Consider the following 20,777-nt stretch of genomic DNA (forward strand, 5'->3'; position numbering starts at 1 on the left):
CATGCCCGAGATCGCGCTCGACAGCCCCGAAACCGCCAAGGAGACGCTGGCCTCGCACGTCTATGACCGGTTGCGCCAGGATATCATCTCGGTTGCGATCGAACCGGGCGAGAAGCTGCATATCCGCTCGCTGTGCGAACGTTTCGAGGTGGGCTTAAGCCCGATGCGCGAGGCGCTGAGCCGCCTGTCGAGCGAGGGGCTGGTCGCGCAGAGTGATCACCGCGGTTTTGCGGTCGCGCCGATGGGCGAGGAAGACCTCGTCGACATCACGCGCGCGCGCTGCTGGCTCAACGAGCTTGCGATCCGCAAATCCATCGCCCATGGCGATGCCGCCTGGGAGGAGCAGGTGGTGCTCTCGTTCCATCGGCTGTCGCGGACGCCACGCTTCGAACCTGGCCAGGAGCGCGAGCGCAGTCCGAAATGGGAAATCGCCCATCGTAATTTCCATTCCAGCCTGATCTCGGCCTCGGGTTCGCGGCGGCTCGAGCAGTACTGCGAGCATTTGTTCGATTCCTCCGAGCGTTACCGCCATGTCGGCCGCAAGGCGGGCATCAAGGGCGTGAACCGCGAGAAGGAACATCGTGCCCTGATGGAGGCGGTGGTGGCGCGCGACGCCGATGCGGCCGCGCGGCTGATCACCGACCATTTCGAGCGCACCGCCGAACTGGTTCGGCAGGTGCTGAGGGACCGCGTGCCTTGAGCAAGACCCCGGAGTATGACGTCGCCATCGTCGGTTATGGACCCGTTGGCGCCATCTTTGCCAATTTGCTGGCGAATTATGGCCTGAGAATCGCGGTGATCGAGCGGGCGGCGGCCGTTTATGACAAGCCGCGCGCGATCACGCTGGATCACGAGGCGCTGCGGGTGTTTCAGGCCGTTGGCCTCGCCGAGGTCATGGAGAATGCGATCGCGCCGCATAACGGTTCACACTACCTCGGCGTCGACGGCGAAGTAATCAAGATGTTCGATCCGATGCCGCCGCCTTATCCGCTCGGCTGGATCCCGAATGTGACCTTCGTCCAGCCCGATGCCGAGCAGGCGTTGCGCGACAAGCTCGCCGGATACCAGGGCGCCGATGTTTTTCTCTCGGCCACCGCCGTAGCTTTGGCGCAGGAGGAAGCATCGGTATCGCTGCAGGCGAGGGCAGAATCCGGCGACGCGTTCGATATCCGCGCGCGCTATCTGGTCGGATGCGACGGCGCCAACAGTTTTGTTCGCAAGCACCTCGGTATCGCGCTTGAAGACCTCGCCTTCGACGAATGGTGGATGGTGGTGGATACGTTGACCAGCGAGCCCGCCAAGCGGCCCGCAAGGGCCTTCCAGTATTGCTGGCCGTCACGTCCCGGAACCTTCGTGCCGGGTCCCCGCAATCTGCGGCGATGGGAGATCAAACTGTTGCCGGGCGAAGATCCGGAAGCCGCCGGCGCGCCCGACAATGTGTTGAAGTTGCTCAAGGGCTTTACGGATACCTCCGATCTGACGATCTGGCGTTCGGCGGTCTATCGCTTCCACGCGCTGCTCGGGCAAGGATGGCGCGACCGTCGCGTGCTCCTGATGGGCGATACCGTGCACCAGACGCCGCCGTTTCTCGGACAAGGCCTCTGCGCGGGCATCCGCGATGCGGCCAATCTCGCCTGGAAGCTGGCGCTGGTGATGCGCGGCCATGCGGGTGATGCGCTGCTCGACAGCTACGAGGTCGAACGCAAGCCGCATGTCCGCTCGGTGGTCGCCAGCGCCAAGGAGTTCGGCAAGATTATCGGCGAACTGGATCCCGCAGCTGCGGTGGCCCGCGACGCACAGTTGCGCGCCGAATTGAAGTCCGGAAAGGCCCAGACTGTCCGGCAGAAGTTTATTCCCGATCTTGTGGGCGGCCTGATCGCATCCGGAGCCAAGCTTGCCGGTGGCTTGTTTGTGCAGCCGCATGTGCGAGCCGTCGACGGCCGCCTGAGGCGCCTCGACGATCTGCTCAAGCCGGAATTCGCGATTTTCGCAGCGACACCGGCGGCGATGTCCGGGATATCGGAAGCTGCGCTTTCGAGCTGGCGGCAGCTCGGGGGAGAACGGGTGGTCATTGCCGGATCAGGAGAAAGTTCGAACCGGGACGGCATCATGACCGTCGTGGAAAATGAACGGCTGTTTGCGGACTGGATGCAGGCCAATGCCGTCGAAGCCGTCATCGTGCGGCCCGATCGCTATGTGTTTGCAGGCGCGGAAAATCCGCAACGATTGAGCATGCTGATAGAGCAATTGATCCAGAACCTGCACGCAGGGCCATAGGCTTTTCAAGGCGCGGCTTTGTCTGTACCACCGGTGATGTGATGCCCGGGGGAAACAGTGAACAATAATAATGACGCTGCCGAATTCGATTACGTCATCGTCGGTGCCGGCTCGGCCGGCTGCGTGCTCGCCAATCGGCTGAGCGCGGACGGCAAGCATTCGGTGCTGCTGCTGGAGGCCGGACCAAGGGACAGCAATCTCTGGATCCACGTGCCGCTCGGCTACGGCAAGCTGTTCAAGGAAAAATCCGTCAACTGGATGTACCAGACCGAGCCCGAGCCGGGCTTGAACGGCCGGCAGGTGTTTCAGCCGCGTGGCAAAGTGCTGGGCGGCTCGAGTTCGATCAATGGTCTGCTCTATGTGCGTGGCCAGCACGAGGATTATGATCGCTGGCGCCAGCGCGGCAATGCCGGCTGGGGCTATGACGACGTGCTGCCCTATTTCAAGAAGGCCGAGAACCAGCAGCGCGGCGGCGACAAGTATCACGGCACAGGTGGCCCGCTGCCGGTGTCGGATTGGCGCCATGCCGATCCGCTGTCGGAAGCCTTTGTGGTCGCGGCCGCCGAGGTCGGTATTCCCACCAATCCCGATTTCAACGGCGCGACCCAGGAAGGCGCCGGATTTTTCCAGACCACGACGCAGCGCGGCCGCCGCGCCAGTTCGGCGTTCTCCTATCTTCGTCCGGCCAAGAACCGCAGCAATCTGCATATCGAAACCTCGGCGCTGGCGCAGCGCATTGTGTTCGAAGGCCGCCGCGCCAGGGCGGTCGAGTACAAGCAGGAAGGCCGTGTGCGCGTTGCACGGGCGCGCAAGGAAATCCTGGTCTCCAGCGGCGCATATAATTCTCCGCAATTGCTGCAGCTCTCCGGCGTCGGGCCGGCGGATCTCCTGAAGAGCCACGGCATCGAGGTGGTGCTCGACGCGCAAGGCGTCGGCAACGATCTGCAGGATCATTTGCAGGTCCGGCTGGTGACGCGTTGCGCCCAATCCATCACGCTGAACGACATCGTCAACAATCCGGTACGGCGGGTGATGGCCGGCCTGCAATATGCGGCGTTCCGCAAGGGCGCGTTGACGATCGCGGCCGGCACCTCGGGCGCGTTCTTCAAGACCAGTCCGCGGCTGGCCTCGCCCGACATCCAGATTCATTTCCTGCCGTTCTCGACCGACAAGATGGGCGAGAAGCTGCATGCGCAATCGGGCTTCACGGCCTCGGTCTGCCAGCTGCGCCCCGAAAGCCGCGGCTCGCTGCGCATCAAGAGCGCGGACCCGAGCGTGGCGCCGGAAATCCGTATCAATTATCTCGCGACCGAAACCGACCGCCGCGCCTTCATCGATGGCATAAGGATATTGCGCAAGATTCTCGCGGCACCCGCGCTAAAGCCGTTTGCGGTCGGCGAGGTCGATCCCGGGCCGAAGGTCGCGAGCGACGACGAGTTGCTGGATTTCTGCCGCCGCACCGGCAGCACGGTCTATCATCCGACCTCGACCTGCCGGATGGGCAACGATCCCTTGGCGGTGGTCGATCAGCGCTTGCGCGTGCGCGGCATCGAGGGCCTGCGCGTGGTCGATGCCTCAATCATGCCGGACCTGATGTCCGGCAATACCAACGCGCCCACCATCATGATCGCCGAAAAAGCTTCCGACATGATTCTGGAGGATGCGCGGTAAACGCGCGTTCTGACCGAGACTGCTTCGGCAACACCGGTGTCATCATCCGCCACCGGGTCGGCCGATGACTGGCTCCGGCGGATGATCCAATATTCCAGAGACGGTTGGGATTGATCCGAGAGGTCGCGGCGTACTGGATACCCGCCTTCGCGGGTATGACAGTCTCGCGCTTGGCTCAGCCCTTGTACGCCCGCACCCGCTTCAGCATCTGCTCGACATGGGCGATCGGCGTCTCCGGCTGGATGCCGTGGCCGAGATTGAAGATCAGCCGGCCGCTTGCGTAATTCGCGAGCACGTCGTCGACAGCGCGATCGAGCGCCGCACCGCCGGCGATCAGCGCCAGCGGATCGAGATTGCCCTGCACGGCGACGCGGTTCTGCACGCGCTCGCGGATCAATGACGGCTCCGCCGCCCAATCGATGCTGACGGCATTGACGGCGGTGGCTTCGACGTAAGCGGGCAGCATGGCACCTGCGCCGCGGGGAAAGCCGATGATCTTGGCATCGGGCGCTTGCGCCCGCACACCCGCGACGATGCGTTTGGCGGGCTCGATCGACCAGCGCTGGAATTCGCGCGGCGGCAGCACGCCGGCCCAGGTGTCGAAGATCTGCAGCACGTCGGCGCCGGCCTTGAGCTGGCCGAGCAGATACTGGATCGAATTCTCGACCAGCACGTCGATGATTTTCGAGAACGCCTCGGGATGGCGATAGGCCATCATCCGGGCCGGCGCCTGATCCGGCGTGCCCTGGCCTGCGACCATGTAGGTCGCTACCGTCCACGGCGCGCCGCAGAAGCCGATCAGCGCGATGTTGGGATCGAGCTCGCGGCGAACGCGGCGCAGTGCTTCATACACCGGTTCAAGTTTGCTGAAGTCGGCCTGCGTGGCGAGGCTCGTCACCTGCTCCGGCGTATCCAGGGGGTCGAGCCGCGGGCCTTCGCCGGCCTCGAAGCGCACGGAACGGCCGAGCGCGTAGGGGATGACGAGAATGTCGGAAAAGATGATCGCGGCGTCGAAGTTGAAACGTCGGATCGGCTGCAGCGTCACTTCGGCGGCGTATTCCGGCGTGAAGCACAGATCGAGAAAGCCGCCGGCCTTGGCGCGCAGTTCGCGATACTCGGGCAAATAACGCCCGGCCTGCCGCATCATCCAGACCGGCGGCACGTTCTGCCGATGGCCGGACAACACGTCGAGAAACGGCTTCTGGGATATCTGGGTCAACGAAAGGTTCCTGCGTGAAGGGCTGATATTTGATGCCTCTGATAACAGCAGGTTCCAGCTTGGCCAAGGCGAGATATGGAACAGGCGCAGATCGGGGGCGTTATCTCGGCAATGGAGGAACCACATGGCTGAGAAATTCAATCCCGCGGCGCATGACAAGCACGCCGATGACCCCCGTGATGCGCTGTTGGCCGATCGGGAAATGCACGAAAAACTCGATGCCGGGCTGGAGGGCAGTTTTCCGGCCTCCGATCCCGCCAGCGCCGCGCAACCGGCGCCGTCGAAACATGACGGCGATCGCGCCAACGGAACGCTGTGGGACAAGGTGCTCGCGGTGTTCCGCTAGCACTTATTGGCAGGTGATGTGATGAAGACTGAGTTCAACCATGCCGCCAACAACTCGCCGCGTAGCGGCAGTTCTAAGAAAGTCACGCCTGTGGTCTGGGCCGCGATCGTGGCCATGATGATCGCGCTCGCGATCTGGTTCGGCCTGCACGCGTAGTGCAATTGCAGCGCGCGTGATGGCGCCGGAACAATTCATATCACCGCGAATTGCTCCCAGATAACTCACAGAGATAAATTCACAGAGAGGAACATGCGATGATCAAGCATCTTGTCATGGCTGCCGTCGCGGTAGCCGGAATTTCCTTCGTTCAGCCGGTGAGTGCGCAGGATGTCGGCGTCGGCGTCGGCGTTGGACCGGGAGGCGCTGGCGTCACCGTCGGCCGCGTCGACCGTGACCGCTATCGCGACCGTGAGGTGATCCGTGAACGTGAGTACCGTGATCGCGACGAGACCGTCGTGATCAAGCGTAAGCGCGATTACGATCCTGACCGCAAGGTCATCATCGAGCGCGAGCGCTATTAGTCCGCGTTGAGTTTGAAGCGGCCTCCTGCGCGGAGGCCGTTTCTCTTTGTGCCTTCAGTAATGCGGCGGCCGTTCGTTGACCGGACCGGTGACGCTGCTTTCGGCGTCCTGCAGCCGCTCCTTGAGCTCTGCGAGCTGGCGCGTGAGCGCGTCGATCTGCTTCCACTGTTCGGTGATGGTCTGGTTCAGCGTCTCGATGGTTACGTCCTGAAACGTCAGCCGCATTTCCAGCGCGTCGATGCGCTCGCCGAGCGCGTTGGTGTCACTCATGGGAGCCACCATTGGGTTGCCGCTCCTCCAGGCCGTGGCCGAGCGCGACCCGTTCGTCGAACACGAAGCATTCGCCGCGCCAGCGGCTTTGTTCTTTCGGCACGCCTTCCAGATAACGAAGAATGCCGCCTTTGAGGTGATAGACTTCGTTAAATCCATGCGCCAGCAAATAGGCGCTGGCCTTTTCGCAGCGAATGCCGCCGGTGCAGAACATCGCGATCTTGCGGTGTTTTGCGGGATCCAGCTGCCGCGCGGCAAAATCCTTGAACTGTCCAAAACTCCTGATTCCGGGATCGACCGCGCCCTCGAACGTCCCCATCGCGACCTCGAATGCGTTGCGGGTGTCGATCACGAGCGTGTCCGGCGCTGATATCAGCGCGTTCCAGTCGGCCGGCTCCACATAGGTGCCGACCTGCCGGGTCGGATCGGCAATCGCGTCGCCGAGCGTGACGATTTCCTTCTTGAGCCGGATCTTCAGCCGCGCAAACGGCTTCGCGGCGGCGTGCGAGAATTTGAGTTCGAGGTTGTCGAGCCGGCCGCCGAACAGGGTGCCTGCTTGCAACTCCTCGGCCAGGGCGTCGATCGCTATGGCGTCTCCAGCCAAGGTACCGTTGATGCCCTCATGCGCCAGCAGCACGCTGCCTTTCAGCCCGAGGCCCGCGCAGATCGCGCGCAGGGGCTCGCGCAGCTCCCGGAAATCCGGCAGCGCGGCGAATTGGTAGAAGGCGGCGACCTTGAGGGGCATGGCGACCGTTTATCAGGCGGGCAGGGAGGGGGAAACCCTGCAAAATCAGCCGCCAGCCCCTGCGTTTGCCGGCCTGCCCTCGGGGCCAAATCTCTGGCATACCAGCCATTGCCCTGCCCGGGATGAATATGCAAAGAACCCGCGGTTAGCCCGCGCATGACCCGCGTGGCCAAAGAAAACGCTGAAAAGAAAGCTTTCCTGATGAGGAATTTCCATTTCGCCGGCCGCTCCACGGTCCATGCCCAAAACGCGATGGTGGCGACCTCGCATCCCGCCGCGGCACTGGTGGCGGTCGACGTGATGCGCGCGGGCGGCACCGCCGCGGATGCCGCGGTCGCGGCCTGCGCGCTGCTCGGCGTCATCGAGCCGCAATCGACCGGCATCGGCGGCGATTGCTTTGCGCTGATCCAGCCCAAGGGCGAAGGCAAGATTGTCGCCTATAATGGCTCCGGCCGCGCGCCGATGGCGGCAAACGCCGAATGGTATCTCGAGCGCAAGATCAACTCGGTGCCGCTGACCTCGGCCCACGCCGTCAGCATTCCCGGCGCCATCGACGCCTGGGATACGATTTTGCGCGATCACGGCAAGATGGGCTTCGATACCCTCCTGCAGCCGGCAATCAAGGCCGCCGAAGAAGGCTACATCGTCGCGCCGCGCATCGCGTTCGACTGGAAGAACGGTTTCGAGAAACTCAAGAACGGAACCAACACCGCGCGCTATCTGTTGCCGCACGGCAAGCCCGCCTCCGCCGGCGATGTGATCCATCAGCCGGAACTCGGCAAGACGCTGCGCGCGATCGCCAAGAATGGCCGCGACGCGTTCTATACCGGCGAGATCGCCGCCGACATGGTCGATACCCTGCGCGGCATCGGCGGCCTGCACACGCTGGAGGATTTCGCAGCCCACTCTACCGAGACGACTTCGCCGATCGGCACGATCTATAAAGGCCACGACGTCTGGCAGTGCCCGCCGAACGGCCCGGGCATCACCATGCTGGTGATGCTCAACATTCTCTCGCGCTTCGACCTGACGAAATATCCCGCGCTGAGCGTCGAGCGTTTTCATCTCGAGGCCGAGGCCGCGCGCATCGCCTACATGATGCGCGAGCAATATATCGGCGACCCCGCGCAGGTTCACGTCGATGTCGCCGGCATTCTCGCCAAGGAATTCGCCGAGGAGCACATCAGCAAGATCCGGATGGACGGACTGCTCGACCTGCCCAACGTCGCGCCGCCGATGAATCCGTCCACCGTCTACATCACCGTGGTCGACAAGGACCGCAACGTCTGCTCGTTCATCAACTCGATCGCGCATTCGTTCGGCTCGGCGATCGTTTCCAACAACACCGGCGTGCTGCTGCAGAACCGCGCCGGCGGTTTCCGGATCCAGCCCGGCCATCCCAATTGCATCGCGCCGGGCAAGCGGCCGCTGCACACGATCATCCCGAGCCTCGTGACCAAGAACGGCCGCGCGGTGATGCCGTTCGGCGTGATGGGCGGGCAGTATCAGCCGGTGGGCCAGAGCCATGTGCTGACCAACATGCTCGACTATGGTTGCGACGTGCAGGAAGCGATCGATATGCCGCGCGGCCTGCACTACGAGGGCGTCTACCAGCTTGAGGACAGCATCCCGGCTGACATCGTCGAGGGCCTGAAGAAGATCGGGCACAAGACCACGAGCGTGGTCGGCCCGCTCGGCGGCGGCCAGGCGATCTGGATCGACTGGGACAAGGGCACGCTGGCCGGCGGTTCCGATCCCCGCAAGGATGGTTGCGCGCTGGGATACTAAGGAGCGTTTTCCAGCGAAGTGGATACCGGTTCGCGTGAAGAAAACGCGTCAAAATAAAGTTTAGAGCGTTGATTCTGATGCAATCAGAACCAGCGCGCTAAGCGATCGGGCAGGTTTGCTGCCCGCCCGCTGCCTCTCACCTCATCGACTCGGAACCAGTTCCCATCGCTTTCGTTAAGCGATGGGCGCGGACGTGCGCCGGTTTGTCTCCTGCGTCAGCCCACTGAGGTCCGTGATCAGCGTTCTCGATACCGACGACACCGAACAAGCCGATCTGCACGGCGGACAATCGCCGTGGTTTGCGGCGGCCGGACATCTGGGGCGCCGTGAGGTCAGCGAGAATCTCAAATGCGATGCGCTGATCGTCGGCGCGGGGATCACCGGATCGCTGGTCGCCGAGCGCCTGACGCGCCAGGGCCTCGACGTCGTGATCGTCGATCGCGAGTTGCCGGGTCGCGGCAGTACCGCGGCCAGCACCTCGATGCTGCTGTGGGAAATCGACCGCTCGCTGACGGAGCTGACCGAGGCTTATGGTTTCGAGCGCGCCTCGCGCGCCTATCGCGCCAGCCTGAACGCGGTCACCGGCCTGAAATCGCTGGTAGCACAGCTCGGCATCGCCTGCGATCTGCATGACAGGGATTCGCTTTATTTGGCGGCCGGTGACACCGGCGGCGAGTTGATCGAAGAGCATCGCCTGCGCCAACGCGCCGGTCTGCCCGGCGAATATCTCGACCATGCCAGGCTGCTCGATACTTTTGGAATCGCGCGCGCAGGGGCGATCGTATCAAAGGGCGCCGCCGATGCCGATCCGATGCAACTGGCGCGCGGGCTTCTCAAGGCGTCAGTTGCGCGGGGCGCCCGTTCGTTTGAAGGTGATGCCGTGGCGTTCGACTCCGCCGGCCGCTCAGTTGGCGTCGCCATGGCCAATGGCCGCGAGATCGAGGCGCGTTCGGTGATACTCGCGACCGGCTATACGATGCCCGATATCGTCAATTCGACGGTGCATGCGGTGTCATCGAGCTGGGCGATCGCGACCACGCCGCAGCCGCAGAACATCTGGAAAGACGCCGCGTTGATCTGGGAGAACAGCAAGGATTATCATTATGCGCGCACGACGCGGGCAGGGCGGATCATCATCGGCGGCGAGGACAGCGAGGATGTGATCGAGCCGGAGGCGCGCGACCGCCTGATCCCCGAGAAGTCCAGGATTCTCGCACAAAAGCTCGTGGCGCTATGGCCGATCGCGAACACCGAAATCGAATTCCGCTGGTCCGGCACGTTCGACACTACGCGCGACGGGCTGCCGCTGATCGGGCCGGTGCCGGGACACAAGGGCGTCTTTGCGGCTTACGGCTATGGCGGCAATGGGATCACGTTCAGTTATCTCGCCGCTCACATGATCGGCGATTTGATTGCCGGCGCGAGTTCGCCCTTGCTGCACGATTTCGCGCTGGACCGGGATGGCGGATCGATCGGTTGACCGGTTGCACTATTGGAACCTGGCTCAGCGCCACGCGTTGTCCATGCAGTCATCAATACATGGAGGCTGACATGGGTTTCGGAAAAGGCGCGCTTCTCTGGTTAATCGGAATTCCGCTTCCGATCATTTTGCTTCTTGCACTATTCATGAATCGCTAGGTAGCGAGCGTCCGGAGCCCGCGACGGACAATTCCGCAGTGAGGCTCCGGATGCAGCTTAATCACCTTATGGCGCTGTCGAAATGATCCAGGACTTCGCTCCGTGGATCGGAGCCTGCGCCGCTGCCGGCGTGTCGCGCTGGGCGGTCAGGCATTGAAGGAGCAGATTTCGTCGATGGCCGGCCAAAACACCTATCCGCAGGAAAACAGATCCGTAGAGCACCACGGCGGTTTCAGTCGCTTCTTCGGTGATCTCGCGAACAAGACGTCGCTGGCGGCTGGCCGCGCCTCCGCGTTCATGGTCGCGACCGGAGTCGTTCTGGTCTGGGCGATCACGGGGCCGTTGTTTCAATATTCAGACACATGGCAGCTCGTCATCAATACAGGCACGACGATCGTCACCTTCCTGATGGTGTTCTTGATCCAAAACTCCCAGAACCGCGACAGCGCAGCCATTCAGGTCAAGCTGGACGAACTCATTCGCGTCAGCACCGCGCAGAATTCCTTTGTCGGAATCGAGCATCTCACCGACGACGAGCTTGAGGAAATCCGAGACAGGTGCGAGCGGCGCGCCGAAGCTGAAAAGGCCGGCGAAGAGTCCGTGAAGAAGACAGGCAAGAAAGCCAAGGATGCCGCGGATCGCGCGGTAGGCTAGGCCGATTCATCGTCACACAGACAATAGCGATCACGCGCCCTCGGAAAAAACCGAGGGTGCGCGCGTTGTCGTGTTCAGTCGGTGCTTCCGATGCCTTTCGGCAAGAAGAAGGCAATGCTCCGGAACCAAAGTTCTCACAGCACATTGGTGCGGCATCTGAACAACAATGCGGCACTTGAAATATCTGCCGTCAGCTGGGAGCGCGCTATTATGGATGCAGTCGTTATTCAAGCGGGAGTCGATACGGCCGAGCCGTCCGTCTCCGGCGTTTCGTGGCCCGCGGTTACTGCTGGCGCCGTCGTCAGTTGTGCGCTCACGCTGGTATTGCTGGCGTTCGGCATCGGTCTGGGTCTCTCCGTCGTGTCGCCCTGGAGCGGGTCTGGTGTGTCAGCAACGACCTTCAAAATCGGAACGGGCCTTTATCTCATCGTCATTGCGATGCTCGCTTCCTCGATCGGCGGCTATATCGCCGGTCGCCTGCGGACGCGATGGACCGGGGTTCACACCGATGAGGTCTATTTTCGTGACACTGCGCATGGCTTTATTGCCTGGGCGTTCGCTTCCGTGCTCGGCGCGATCCTTCTGGCATCGCCGGCAAGCAGCTTGATCGGTGGGGCGGCTTCCGGCGTAAGTCAGGCGGCGACATCAGCGGCCAGTCAGTCCGGCCCGATGGACGGTTACGTCGACGCGCTGCTGCGCGCAGACTCCCCAGCGTCCGCCAGCGCGGGCAATGCGCAGGATCCGCGCGCTGAAATGACCCGCATGTTCACGTCAGGTTTTCGCAACGGTGGCGAGTTGAAGCCGGTTGACAGAACTTACGTCGCCAAGGTCGTTGCTGCGCGAACGGGCCTGAGCCAGGCCGATGCCGAAAAGCGCGTCAACGATGTCGTCACGCAGATCAAGGCAGATGCTGATGCCGCCCGCAAGGCCACCGCGCAACTGGCGTTCTGGCTCGTGGCTTCCCTTTTGATCGGAGCGTTCTGCGCTAGCCTTGCTGCGACCGAAGGCGGTGCCCTTCGCGACGGCACATGGCGACGCGCGGCTCACCGCTAACTCTGCAACATGAAAGGAAAGTCCCATGCCCATTCTTCTTTGGCTCGTCGGAATTCCGATTCCGTTGATCATCCTGATCCTGCTGCTGCGATAGGTAGTTGAAACCAGAGCCGAAAATCCCCCGCGGTCGCGGGGGATTTTTGCCTTCCACGACATTTCGATGGACCGACGCCTGGTGCCATTGTTTCTAACTAGGAAAATTCATGGCCAAATCTTCAAAGTCCGCCGTCAACGATAAAGCAATATCCGCCCGGTCGGTAACGATTCACGATCAAAAACTTAGTCGCGGCGAGGGCGGCGAGCTGCATCAGGTTGCGACAGCTGATGTGCCGGTGCTGACCACCGCCCAGGGCGGTCCGGTGTCGGACGATCAGAACTCGCTCAGGATCGGCCCCCGCGGACCAACGCTGCTCGAAGATTTCCATTTCCGCGAAAAGATATTCCACTTCGACCATGAGCGCATTCCGGAGCGGGTGGTTCATGCCCGCGGCTACGGCGCACACGGCTTCTTCGAGAACTACAAGCCGCTTTCGAAATACACCCGTGCCGACCTGTTTCAGCGCGCCGGCGAGCGAACGCCGGCCTTTGTGCGGTTCTCGACGGTGGCGGGCGCAAAGGGCTCGTTCGATCTGGCGCGCGATGTGCGCGGGTTTGCCGTCAAGCTTTATACGCAGGAAGGCAACTGGGACATCGTCGGCAACAACATTCCGGTGTTCTTCATTCAGGACGCGATCAAGTTTCCGGACCTCGTTCATGCGGTGAAGGAAGAGCCGGACTGTGCGTTTCCGCAGGCCCAATCCGCCCACGACAATTTCTGGGATTTCATCAGCCTCACCCCCGAAAGCATGCACATGATCATGTGGGTGATGTCGGACCGCGCCATCCCGCGCTCGTTCCGTTTCATGGAAGGGTTCGGCGTGCATACATTCCGTCTCGTCAACGCGAAGAACGAGTCGACGTTCGTCAAATTTCACTGGAAGCCCAAGCTCGGCCTGCAGTCGGTGTTGTGGAACGAGGCCGTGAAGATCAATGGCGCCGACCCGGATTTCCATCGCCGCGACCTTTGGACGGCCATACAGACCGGCAATTTTCCGGAATGGGAACTGCAGTTTCAGCTGTTCGATCAGGCCTTCGCGGACCGTTTCGAGTTCGATGTGCTCGATCCCACCAAGATCATTCCGGAAGAAATGCTGCCGCCGATCCCGGTCGGCCGTCTGGTGCTGGACCGGATGCCGGATAATTTCTTTGCCGAGACCGAACAGGTCGCGTTCATGACCCAAAACGTGCCGCCCGGCATCGACTTCTCCAACGATCCGCTGCTGCAGGGGCGCAATTTTTCTTATCTCGACACCCAGTTGAAGCGGCTGGGGGGCCCGAACTTTACCCATATTCCGATCAACGCGCCGAAATGTCCGTTCGCTCATTTCCAGCAGGATGGTCATATGGCGATGCGCAACCTGGTCGGTCGCGTCAACTATCAGCCCAACTCGTTCGGCGAAGGACCGCGCGAGTCGGCGCAGCGCGGCTTCGTGCCATTTGCGGACGTGGAGCAGGGCGCCAAACGCCGCCTGCGCGCGGAGAGCTTTGCCGATCACTACAGCCAGGCGCGGCAGTTCTTGATCAGCCAAACCCGCGGCGAGCAGCATCATATCGCGGCGGCGCTGACCTTCGAACTCAGCAAGGTGAAAACCCCTGTCATTCGCGAGCGGATGGTGTCGCATTTGCTGAACATCGACGAGACGCTGGCCGGCAGGGTCGGCACAGGGCTCGGGCTGAAAGCGATGCCCAAGCCGGCCGCTGCGGCACTGCCGACGCGGCAGGACCTCGATCCGTCCCCAAAACTGAGCATCGTCGAAAACGGGCCGCAACGGTTCGAGGGCCGCAAGCTCGGTATTCTCGTCACCGACGGCACCGATGCGGCGTTGCTGAAAGCGCTGCAGAAGGCGCTCGCCAAGGAAGGCGCCACGTTCGAAATCATCGCCCCGAAAGTCGGAGGAGCCAAGGCCGGCGACGGCAGCTGGATCGAGGCCGATCAGATGATCGATGGCGGTCCCTCGGTATTGTACGACGCGGTTGCGCTGCTGCCGGCGGCTGCGGCAATGGACGATCTGCTGCAGGAATCCACGGCGCGGGATTTCGTCGCCGACGCGTTCGCTCATTGCAAGTTCATCGGTCACGTGGAAGCGGCAGCGCCGCTGTTTGGGAAAGCCGGGATCGCCGAGGCCGATATCGACGAAGGCTTCATTTCGCTGGCTTCGCCAAGGGACGTGGCAGGCTTTGTCGGCAAGCTGGGTCAATTGCGGGTTTGGGGCCGGGAGCCCGGCGTCAAGATGAAATAGCAGGAGCGATGGCGAAGGTACCCGAGCAGCATTGGACAACCCACGTCGGGCAAGCGGCGGGACACCCCGCCGCCTTCCTTGGGGTCGTCGCCTACGGTGCGCTGTGGTTCGCCTTTGCTGGGGATAGCTTCGGTTGGGAGGCCGTCGGCACACTGGCGGTTTTCATGATGACGCTGTTCATCCAGCGCACCAACCGGCGCGATAATCTGGCACTTCATGCCAAGCTGGATGAGCTTTTGCGCGTGGATCGCGATGCAAGGTCGGAGCTTACTCACCTCGACGAGCAGGAGCCTGAAGACATTGAGCGGCATCGGGATAAAGAAGTGAGCAAGGATGCCGATTGACAACGCCGGATGCGCACCGATTCCATGCGTATTTGCCTGCGCCGGCGGGGTGACAACATCAGCTCCGGTGCGCTAGACACGTTCCGACTTATCGAGAAAGGTAACGAGATGCGATCTTCCAGACGCACGATCATTCAGAGCGCGTTTGCCGCCGTGGCGGCGGCTGCTACTTCAACCCTTATTCCGGCCCCGGCATCGGCCCAGACCGCAGGAAAACCCATGACCACAGCTTCAGGCTTGCAGATCATCGACAGCACGGTCGGTACCGGCGCTTCGCCGAAACCCGGCCAGACCTGCGTCATGCACTACACCGGCTGGCTCTATGAAAATGGCCAGAAGGGCAAGAAGTTCGACTCTTCGGTCGACCGCAACGAGCCGTTCGATTTTCCGATCGGCCAGGGCCGCGTCATCAAGGGTTGGGACGAGGGCGTCGCCTCGATGAAGGTCGGCGGCAAGCGCACGCTGATCATTCCGCCCGCGCTGGGCTACGGCGCGCGCGGTGCCGGCGGCGTCATTCCGCCCAACGCGACGCTGATGTTCGATGTCGAATTGCTGGCGGTGAAGTAACCGCCGCTTCTCGCTTGCTGCGGACCATGGCGCAAACAAAAAAAGACCGGTCCCAAAGGACCGGTCTTTCAGTTTCACGCAATCAGCACGATCAGAGGTTCTTGTTCGCCGCCGCGGCGGCCTTGTCGATGGCTTCCTTGGTGGCTTCCTTGGCGTCGCCCATCGCCTTCTGGCCCTTGCCCTTGACTTCCTGGATCACGCCTTCGCCCTGCAGTTGCTCGGAACCGGTGGCTTCGCCGATGCCCTGCTTGGCCTTGCCGATCGCTTCGTTGGTGGCGCCTTTAACCTTGTCTGCCGTGCTACCCATGGAACATTCCTTTTGATGTTTGTACTTCGATAGAGCAACGCACCAATGCGCCAGCGGTTCACTCTAAACGCTGGTTTCTGTTCACGTTTTTATGTACGCTTGGCCATCGAACGATTTTACGGAAAGCAGCGCGATGTCAGGTTCTCACGACCATCCACATGATCATTCTCACGGCGATCACTCGCACAGCCACGACGCCGATCGCTGGAAGCATGATGGCGTCCGTGTCATTCCCGGCAATCAGCTCGATCCCAACGTGCCGTCGACCGCGGGCATGGACCGCAAGGCCGCGATCAATTTTGCCCGCGTCGGCGCCCAGAAATTATGGGCGGGCACCGTGACGATCCGCCCCGACGCCAAGACCGGCGCGCATCATCACGGCCATCTCGAAAGCATCATCTATGTCGTGAAGGGCAAGGCGCGGATGCGCTGGGGCGAGCAGCTGCAGTTCACCGCCGAAGCCGGGCCCGGCGATTTCATCTTTGTGCCGCCCTATGTGCCGCACCAGGAGATCAACGCCAGCCGCGACGAGGTGCTGGAATGCGTGCTGGTGCGCAGCGACGGCGAAGCTGTCGCGATCAACCTCGACATCGAGCCGATCGAAAAGCCGGAGACCGTGCTGTGGGTGGATCCCGTGCACCGGGACCCCGCGGAGAAGAAATCGTAGCTTCTCGTCGCCCCTCGCGATGACGGTTAAAGTTGTCATGCCCGGCCTCGTGCCGGGCATTTCAGTATCGGCTTGCCGAAGTTAGTTTGTCGAAGTCCTGGCAAAGCCCCGTCATGACACGGAAAATCGGACCGAAAAAATCTCCAAAACCGATGTCGGATCGATGCCGGCTCATTCGTCCTCTATCCGAACCCCTCGAAAGGAGCCCATTCATGGCCAAAATGATCTTCGTCAACCTGCCGGTCACCGATCTTGCCCGCGCCACCGCGTTCTACCAGGCGATCGGCGCCGTGATGAACGAGCAGTTCAGCGACGGCACCGCGTCCTGCATGGTGTTTTCCGACACCATCCACGCGATGCTGCTGACCCATGAAAAGTTCATGCAGTTCTCGCCGAAGAAGATCGCGGACGCCAAAACTTCCTGCGAGGTTCTGATCTGCGTCTCGGCCGACAGCCGGGCGGAAGTCGACGATGTCGTCGGAAAGGCGCAGAAGGCGGGCGGCGGCGTCGATCCCTGCCCGAAGCAGGATTACGGCTTCATGTACGGCCGCAGCTTTGAGGATCCCGATGGCCATATCTGGGAAGTGATGTGGATGGACGTCGCGGCCGCGAATGCAGCGCAACCGGCTGCGGCCAACGCCTGATCTTAGTGGTTTGAGGGATGCGTAGGGTGGGCAAAGGCGCAACTGCGCCGTGCCCACCATCTATCGCGAGTCACAAATGCAAACGGTGGGCACGCTTGCGCTTTGCCCACCCTACATTCTTCGCTAATACGTGATCCGCAAGCCGACGCCGCCATGCAGGGTGTTGCCGACCGGCTGCGGGCCAGCGGTGCCGTTGACGAAGAGGTCGGCGACCCAGCCCTTGCTGATCCGGAAGCCGAGGCGGCCGCCATATTCGAACCAGCCCTGGTTGCCGATCGTCGGCACCACGGTGCCGTTGCCGGTCACGGTGGCGACGATGCCGGACTGCGTGCCGAACGATTGGACGAACCCGCCATTGATATTGGCCTCGACATTGTTGCCGAACAGATGCGTCCACTGTCCGCCGATCTTGACCAGATTGGTCTTGTCGGTGCCGCCGGCGATCGAGGCGTCGAACGGATTGAACGCGGCGGCGGGATCGGCATAGCCCTTCACGCGCTGCCACAATTGCCAGACCTCGACGGAGGCGGCGACCTCGTCGCGCGGCGACAGCCGGCTGATCCAGCCTGCGCGGCCATAGACGCCGTAATTGTCGCCGGTGGTGTGGCTGTCCAGCGATACCGCGCCGAGGCTGGTGGCGTAGGTGCGGCGATAGCGTATCTTCTCATAGGGCGTCAGGATGGCGCCGATGTCGAAGAACGGCCGTGACGATCCCCAGTCGGCGAAATCGTAACGCAGCGCGAACGCGCCGATCGGGGCCGCCGTGACGCTGTAGCCGCCTTCGCTGTAATGGGTGTAGGCGATGCCCGCCAGCAGCGACAGATTGGCGGTCAGGTTCTTGCGGCCGTGAATGCCGGCCGAGAACGACCCTGCCGAACCGAAGGCGCTGACGCAATCGCCGCAATTGACCTGCTCGTTGATGCCGAGCAGCACGGTGCCGAGCACGCGGTTGGTGATCATCTGGTTGAAGCGCTGCTTGGCCAGATCGTTGATCGATCCCGCGCTGGAATCCGCGCCGGTTGGGCCCGGACTCGGCGTTGGTGTCGGCGTTGGCGACGCAATGGGGGTCGGTGATGGCGAGGGCGTTGGTGTCGGTGAATATGTGGGGGTTGGTGCTGGTGATGGTGAATACGTCGGCGTCGGCGAGGGAGAGCCGGACGGGTTCGGATTCGGATTGGTGCACTCTGTGCAATCGTCGAGAGACTGCGCCGACGCGGGCGATACCTGCATCGGCGCCAGCCAAAACAAAACCCCCGCGGTCAGCGCGGCCGATACGATGAAGCCCTTGATGCGGTTTGCCATGTCAGCGTCCGCACAGCATGCCGGTGGGATCGCTGCCGTCATCGACCGGCGGCGTCACCGTCGGCGAGGCGTTGGCATATTGCGTCGCGCTGCAAAGCCCCGCCGCGGCGCTGCAGGTCTTGGCGAAGGTCCATGGCGGGTTGTTGGTCTTCTTGATGGTGGTCTTGCCGCCGCTCAGGGTGATGACAGCGGTATCGCCGGGACTGGTGAGCTGGACGCATTCGAAGCTGACGGTGCAGACCGAGGCCTGGCCTTCCCTTAAGTTGACGACGGTCTGGCCGCGCTGCGACAGGATGTCGAGCGTGGTGCCGCGGACGCCGATGGTCGCAAGCGGCGTCGTGATCTTGTAGGCGGCTTTTTCCGAATTGCCGGTGACGAAGCGGAACGCGCCGGAGGTCAGGCGGATCGCGACGTCGCGATAATGGGTCTCGTCGTCGAACACGGTGCGGTCGAGCTTGAGCGACGCGCTCGGCCCGAGCGAAAGGTTGGTGCTGTCGGACATCACCAGCCGCGCGGCGCTGTCGAGGCCGGTGCGCACGATTTCGTCGCGCAGCAATCCGTCCCCGACATTGAGCTGGCTGGTTGCCGATCCGGCAACACGGAGAACCTGGTTCTTGACGACGGCGGCTTCGCCGACGCGCGTTTGTGCTGAAAGCGGACTTGCCGCCAGCACCGCGATTGCGCCAAGCACAAAAAGAAAAACAGAGTAGTTACGCGATTTCATTTCAAAGCCGATCGATTATCCCGACATCGTACCGGATCGCGCGCGCAAGCGATGTGGCAGAATTATCACAAGCGGCGCCTTACTAGCCCGTCGGTTAGTGGCGTCGGATTCGAATCGCGTTCAATGCGATGGACATAAAAATCTGTACCGCCCACACTCAATTCTGCCGCAATTTCATTTAGTTCGTGAAGACAGTGCCAGAATCACCAACTTCTATTCCCGATCAGACAATTGCGCGCACCGCCATCATCGCGGGTACCCTGTTTTTTTTCGCGCATTTCGCGATGCTGATCGGCATCACCACGCCCGAAAAATTCTACTTTGACGAAGTGCATTACGTGCCGGCGGCGCGGCAGATGCTTCTGCCCGTGATGCCGCAGCCGATGCTCAACCCGATGCATCCGCCGCTGGCCAAGCAGTTCATCGCGCTGTCAATCCACACCTTCGGCGACGTGCCGCTGGGCTGGCGTTATCCGGCGGTGCTGGCAGGCGCGCTCGCCATTGTCGCGGTGTATCTGTGCGGCCTCGCATTGTTCGCGGCGCAGGGGCCGGCCATCGCCGCGAGCCTGCTCGCCTTTTTCAATCAGATGCTGTTCGTGCAATCGCGGATCGCGATGCTGGATATTTTCGCGCTGACTTTCAGCCTGTTCGCCATTGCCGCGTTCATGCACGGCTTCCGGCAGCAGCGGCCGCATCTGTGGTTCGCGCTGACCGGGCTGTGTTGCGGTTTTGCGATCGGCTGCAAATGGAGCGGGCTGTTCGTGCTCGTGGTCTGCGTCGTCATCGTGGCGGTGATTCGCCTGTTGCAAAGCTGGCGCACGCAATTTGCCGACGGCAATGAAGACGACTGGTACCGGCCCGACCTGTGGCCCGGTTTCAAGGCCTGGCATTTCGCGGCCTGCTTCCTCCTGATCCCGGCGCTGGCCTATCTCTCGACCTTCGTCCCGCTCTATGGCCTGTCGGTCCCTGACATCATCGAGGCGCAACGGCGGATTTTCAGCGACAACACCACGACCGCGATCGCGGGCCACACCTATATGAGTTCGTGGCCGTCCTGGCCGTTCCTGGTGCGCCCGGTCTGGTATCTGTTCGACAAGGTCAGCGACGACAGGATCTCGGCGGTGGTCTTTCTCGGCAATCCCCTGATCCTGTGGCCGGCGTTGATCGCGCTGTTGGTTTGCCTGCGCGACTGGATCGTGACGCGGCGGGCGGATGCGTTTCTGGTGCTGGCGTTTTATGTCGGCCCGTATCTCGCATGGGCGTTGCTGCCGCGAACGCTCGGCTTCATCTACTATTATCTGCCGGCCGCGACCACCGCGAGTTTCGTGCTGGTCTATGCGCTCCGCCGCGGCAACACGCCACGCTGGCTGCTATGGGCCTTTGTCGCGGTGGGGTTTGCGGGCTTCGTTGTAATGCTGCCGATCTCGGCCGCGTTCGTGGAAACATCGATGGCGACGTTCAACCGCCTGATGATTTTCCAGAACTGGATATAGGACGGCGTGATTCTCTCAACGAGTCGTCCCGGCGAAGGCCGGGACCCATACTCCGCGGCGATAATTGTTACGGGGGATGGCTGACGTCTTGCCCTCTTCATGGGCCGGTGGTTATGGGTCCCGGCCTTCGCCGGGACGACGATGGATTTGGTCCGCATTCAAGCGCGCAAAATCCGCCTGCCGTTTCCGGCAGGCGGATCGAAGCGCG

General features: G+C 62.2%; 22 protein-coding genes. 16 read left to right on the forward strand and 6 right to left on the reverse strand.

Annotation, left to right across the window (positions count from 1 at the left end; translation table 11 throughout):
• Nucleotide 1 precedes the first annotated feature (1 nt).
• From JQ600_RS33965 to JQ600_RS33975, 3 genes are read left to right on the forward strand one after another with little or no spacing between them, the layout of a single operon-like run.
• Nucleotides 2–700 carry a GntR family transcriptional regulator gene (locus JQ600_RS33965; RefSeq protein ID WP_212387453.1) on the forward strand — a complete coding sequence of 233 codons (699 nt, stop codon included), beginning with the start codon at nucleotides 2–4 and terminating at the stop codon, nucleotides 698–700.
• Nucleotides 697–2,277, forward strand: coding sequence for a bifunctional 3-(3-hydroxy-phenyl)propionate/3-hydroxycinnamic acid hydroxylase (locus JQ600_RS33970; protein ID WP_212387456.1), 1,581 nt, complete (start codon nucleotides 697–699; stop codon nucleotides 2,275–2,277). Before JQ600_RS33965 ends, JQ600_RS33970 begins: the two co-directional genes overlap by 4 nt.
• Before the next feature lie 57 nt (nucleotides 2,278–2,334).
• A complete protein-coding gene (locus JQ600_RS33975) occupies nucleotides 2,335–3,948 on the forward strand; it encodes a GMC family oxidoreductase (protein ID WP_212387462.1) in 1,614 nt (537 codons plus the stop codon).
• Nucleotides 3,949–4,123: 175 nt separating this feature from the next.
• On the opposite strand, the gene hemE is transcribed toward JQ600_RS33975, so the two are convergent.
• On the reverse strand, nucleotides 4,124–5,167 hold the full coding sequence (hemE, locus tag JQ600_RS33980) for a uroporphyrinogen decarboxylase (RefSeq protein WP_212262688.1): 1,044 nt from the start codon (nucleotides 5,165–5,167) through the stop codon (nucleotides 4,124–4,126).
• Nucleotides 5,168–5,291: 124 nt separating this feature from the next.
• On the opposite strand from hemE, the gene JQ600_RS33985 reads away from it, so the two are divergent.
• The 3 genes from JQ600_RS33985 (at nucleotide 5,292) to JQ600_RS33990 (ending at nucleotide 6,034) form a co-directional block, all read left to right on the forward strand.
• Nucleotides 5,292–5,513 carry a hypothetical protein gene (locus tag JQ600_RS33985; RefSeq protein ID WP_212262686.1) on the forward strand — a complete coding sequence of 74 codons (222 nt, stop codon included), beginning with the start codon at nucleotides 5,292–5,294 and terminating at the stop codon, nucleotides 5,511–5,513.
• 21 nt (nucleotides 5,514–5,534) lie between these two features.
• Nucleotides 5,535–5,669: a hypothetical protein gene (locus tag JQ600_RS37335; RefSeq protein ID WP_283814686.1), complete on the forward strand. Its 135-nt coding sequence runs from the start codon at nucleotides 5,535–5,537 to the stop codon at nucleotides 5,667–5,669.
• A 98-nt stretch (nucleotides 5,670–5,767) separates the two neighbouring features.
• Nucleotides 5,768–6,034, forward strand: a complete 267-nt coding sequence (locus JQ600_RS33990; protein WP_192738391.1) for a hypothetical protein — start codon at nucleotides 5,768–5,770, stop codon at nucleotides 6,032–6,034.
• Between the two features lie 54 nt (nucleotides 6,035–6,088).
• Here JQ600_RS33990 and JQ600_RS33995 read toward each other — a convergent pair whose 3' ends face one another.
• The gene (locus JQ600_RS33995; RefSeq protein WP_212262684.1) at nucleotides 6,089–6,304 is read right to left on the reverse strand and encodes a SlyX family protein; all 216 of its coding nucleotides are present in this window, start codon (nucleotides 6,302–6,304) and stop codon (nucleotides 6,089–6,091) included.
• The gene (locus tag JQ600_RS34000) at nucleotides 6,297–7,049 is read right to left on the reverse strand and encodes a rhodanese-related sulfurtransferase (protein ID WP_212387464.1); all 753 of its coding nucleotides are present in this window, start codon (nucleotides 7,047–7,049) and stop codon (nucleotides 6,297–6,299) included. The genes JQ600_RS33995 and JQ600_RS34000 overlap by 8 nt, the downstream gene beginning before the upstream one ends.
• Before the next feature lie 201 nt (nucleotides 7,050–7,250).
• On the opposite strand from JQ600_RS34000, the gene ggt reads away from it, so the two are divergent.
• The 7 genes from ggt to JQ600_RS34035 all read left to right on the forward strand — a co-directional run bounded on the left by ggt (nucleotide 7,251) and on the right by JQ600_RS34035 (nucleotide 15,432).
• Nucleotides 7,251–8,837, forward strand: a complete 1,587-nt coding sequence (gene ggt, locus JQ600_RS34005; RefSeq protein ID WP_212387466.1) for a gamma-glutamyltransferase — start codon at nucleotides 7,251–7,253, stop codon at nucleotides 8,835–8,837.
• A 232-nt stretch (nucleotides 8,838–9,069) separates the two neighbouring features.
• Entirely contained in the window at nucleotides 9,070–10,317 is a 1,248-nt protein-coding gene (locus JQ600_RS34010) for an NAD(P)/FAD-dependent oxidoreductase (RefSeq protein WP_409363285.1), read from the forward strand.
• A gap of 332 nt (nucleotides 10,318–10,649) precedes the next feature.
• Nucleotides 10,650–11,129, forward strand: a complete 480-nt coding sequence (locus tag JQ600_RS34015; protein ID WP_212490326.1) for a low affinity iron permease family protein — start codon at nucleotides 10,650–10,652, stop codon at nucleotides 11,127–11,129.
• 90 nt (nucleotides 11,130–11,219) lie between these two features.
• Nucleotides 11,220–12,182, forward strand: a complete 963-nt coding sequence (locus JQ600_RS34020) for a hypothetical protein (protein ID WP_312017273.1) — start codon at nucleotides 11,220–11,222, stop codon at nucleotides 12,180–12,182.
• Between the two features lie 203 nt (nucleotides 12,183–12,385).
• Complete coding sequence (locus JQ600_RS34025) at nucleotides 12,386–14,521, forward strand: catalase (protein ID WP_212387470.1); 2,136 nt, start codon at nucleotides 12,386–12,388, stop codon at nucleotides 14,519–14,521.
• An 8-nt stretch (nucleotides 14,522–14,529) separates the two neighbouring features.
• Nucleotides 14,530–14,865 carry a low affinity iron permease family protein gene (locus JQ600_RS34030; protein WP_212387472.1) on the forward strand — a complete coding sequence of 112 codons (336 nt, stop codon included), beginning with the start codon at nucleotides 14,530–14,532 and terminating at the stop codon, nucleotides 14,863–14,865.
• A 108-nt stretch (nucleotides 14,866–14,973) separates the two neighbouring features.
• Complete coding sequence (locus JQ600_RS34035) at nucleotides 14,974–15,432, forward strand: FKBP-type peptidyl-prolyl cis-trans isomerase (protein ID WP_211997718.1); 459 nt, start codon at nucleotides 14,974–14,976, stop codon at nucleotides 15,430–15,432.
• Between the two features lie 91 nt (nucleotides 15,433–15,523).
• Here JQ600_RS34035 and JQ600_RS34040 read toward each other — a convergent pair whose 3' ends face one another.
• Entirely contained in the window at nucleotides 15,524–15,739 is a 216-nt protein-coding gene (locus tag JQ600_RS34040; RefSeq protein ID WP_212262665.1) for a CsbD family protein, read from the reverse strand.
• Nucleotides 15,740–15,872: 133 nt separating this feature from the next.
• Between JQ600_RS34040 and JQ600_RS34045 the strand changes: the two genes are divergently transcribed.
• Complete coding sequence (locus tag JQ600_RS34045; protein WP_212387474.1) at nucleotides 15,873–16,406, forward strand: cupin domain-containing protein; 534 nt, start codon at nucleotides 15,873–15,875, stop codon at nucleotides 16,404–16,406.
• Between the two features lie 212 nt (nucleotides 16,407–16,618).
• On the forward strand, nucleotides 16,619–17,050 hold the full coding sequence (locus JQ600_RS34050; protein ID WP_212262661.1) for a VOC family protein: 432 nt from the start codon (nucleotides 16,619–16,621) through the stop codon (nucleotides 17,048–17,050).
• 123 nt (nucleotides 17,051–17,173) lie between these two features.
• Here JQ600_RS34050 and JQ600_RS34055 read toward each other — a convergent pair whose 3' ends face one another.
• Both JQ600_RS34055 and JQ600_RS34060 read right to left on the reverse strand, forming a co-directional pair.
• Nucleotides 17,174–18,352, reverse strand: coding sequence for a hypothetical protein (locus tag JQ600_RS34055; protein ID WP_212262657.1), 1,179 nt, complete (start codon nucleotides 18,350–18,352; stop codon nucleotides 17,174–17,176).
• Nucleotide 18,353: 1 nt separating this feature from the next.
• A complete protein-coding gene (locus JQ600_RS34060; RefSeq protein WP_212262655.1) occupies nucleotides 18,354–19,076 on the reverse strand; it encodes a FecR domain-containing protein in 723 nt (240 codons plus the stop codon).
• A gap of 284 nt (nucleotides 19,077–19,360) precedes the next feature.
• On the opposite strand from JQ600_RS34060, the gene JQ600_RS34065 reads away from it, so the two are divergent.
• Nucleotides 19,361–20,569 (forward strand): phospholipid carrier-dependent glycosyltransferase, encoded by a 1,209-nt coding sequence (locus tag JQ600_RS34065; protein ID WP_212387884.1) that lies wholly within the window; start codon nucleotides 19,361–19,363, stop codon nucleotides 20,567–20,569.
• Nucleotides 20,570–20,777 lie beyond the last annotated feature (208 nt).

This window comes from Bradyrhizobium sp. AUGA SZCCT0176, from assembly GCF_018130145.1.
Classification (GTDB): Bacteria; Pseudomonadota; Alphaproteobacteria; order Rhizobiales; family Xanthobacteraceae; genus Bradyrhizobium.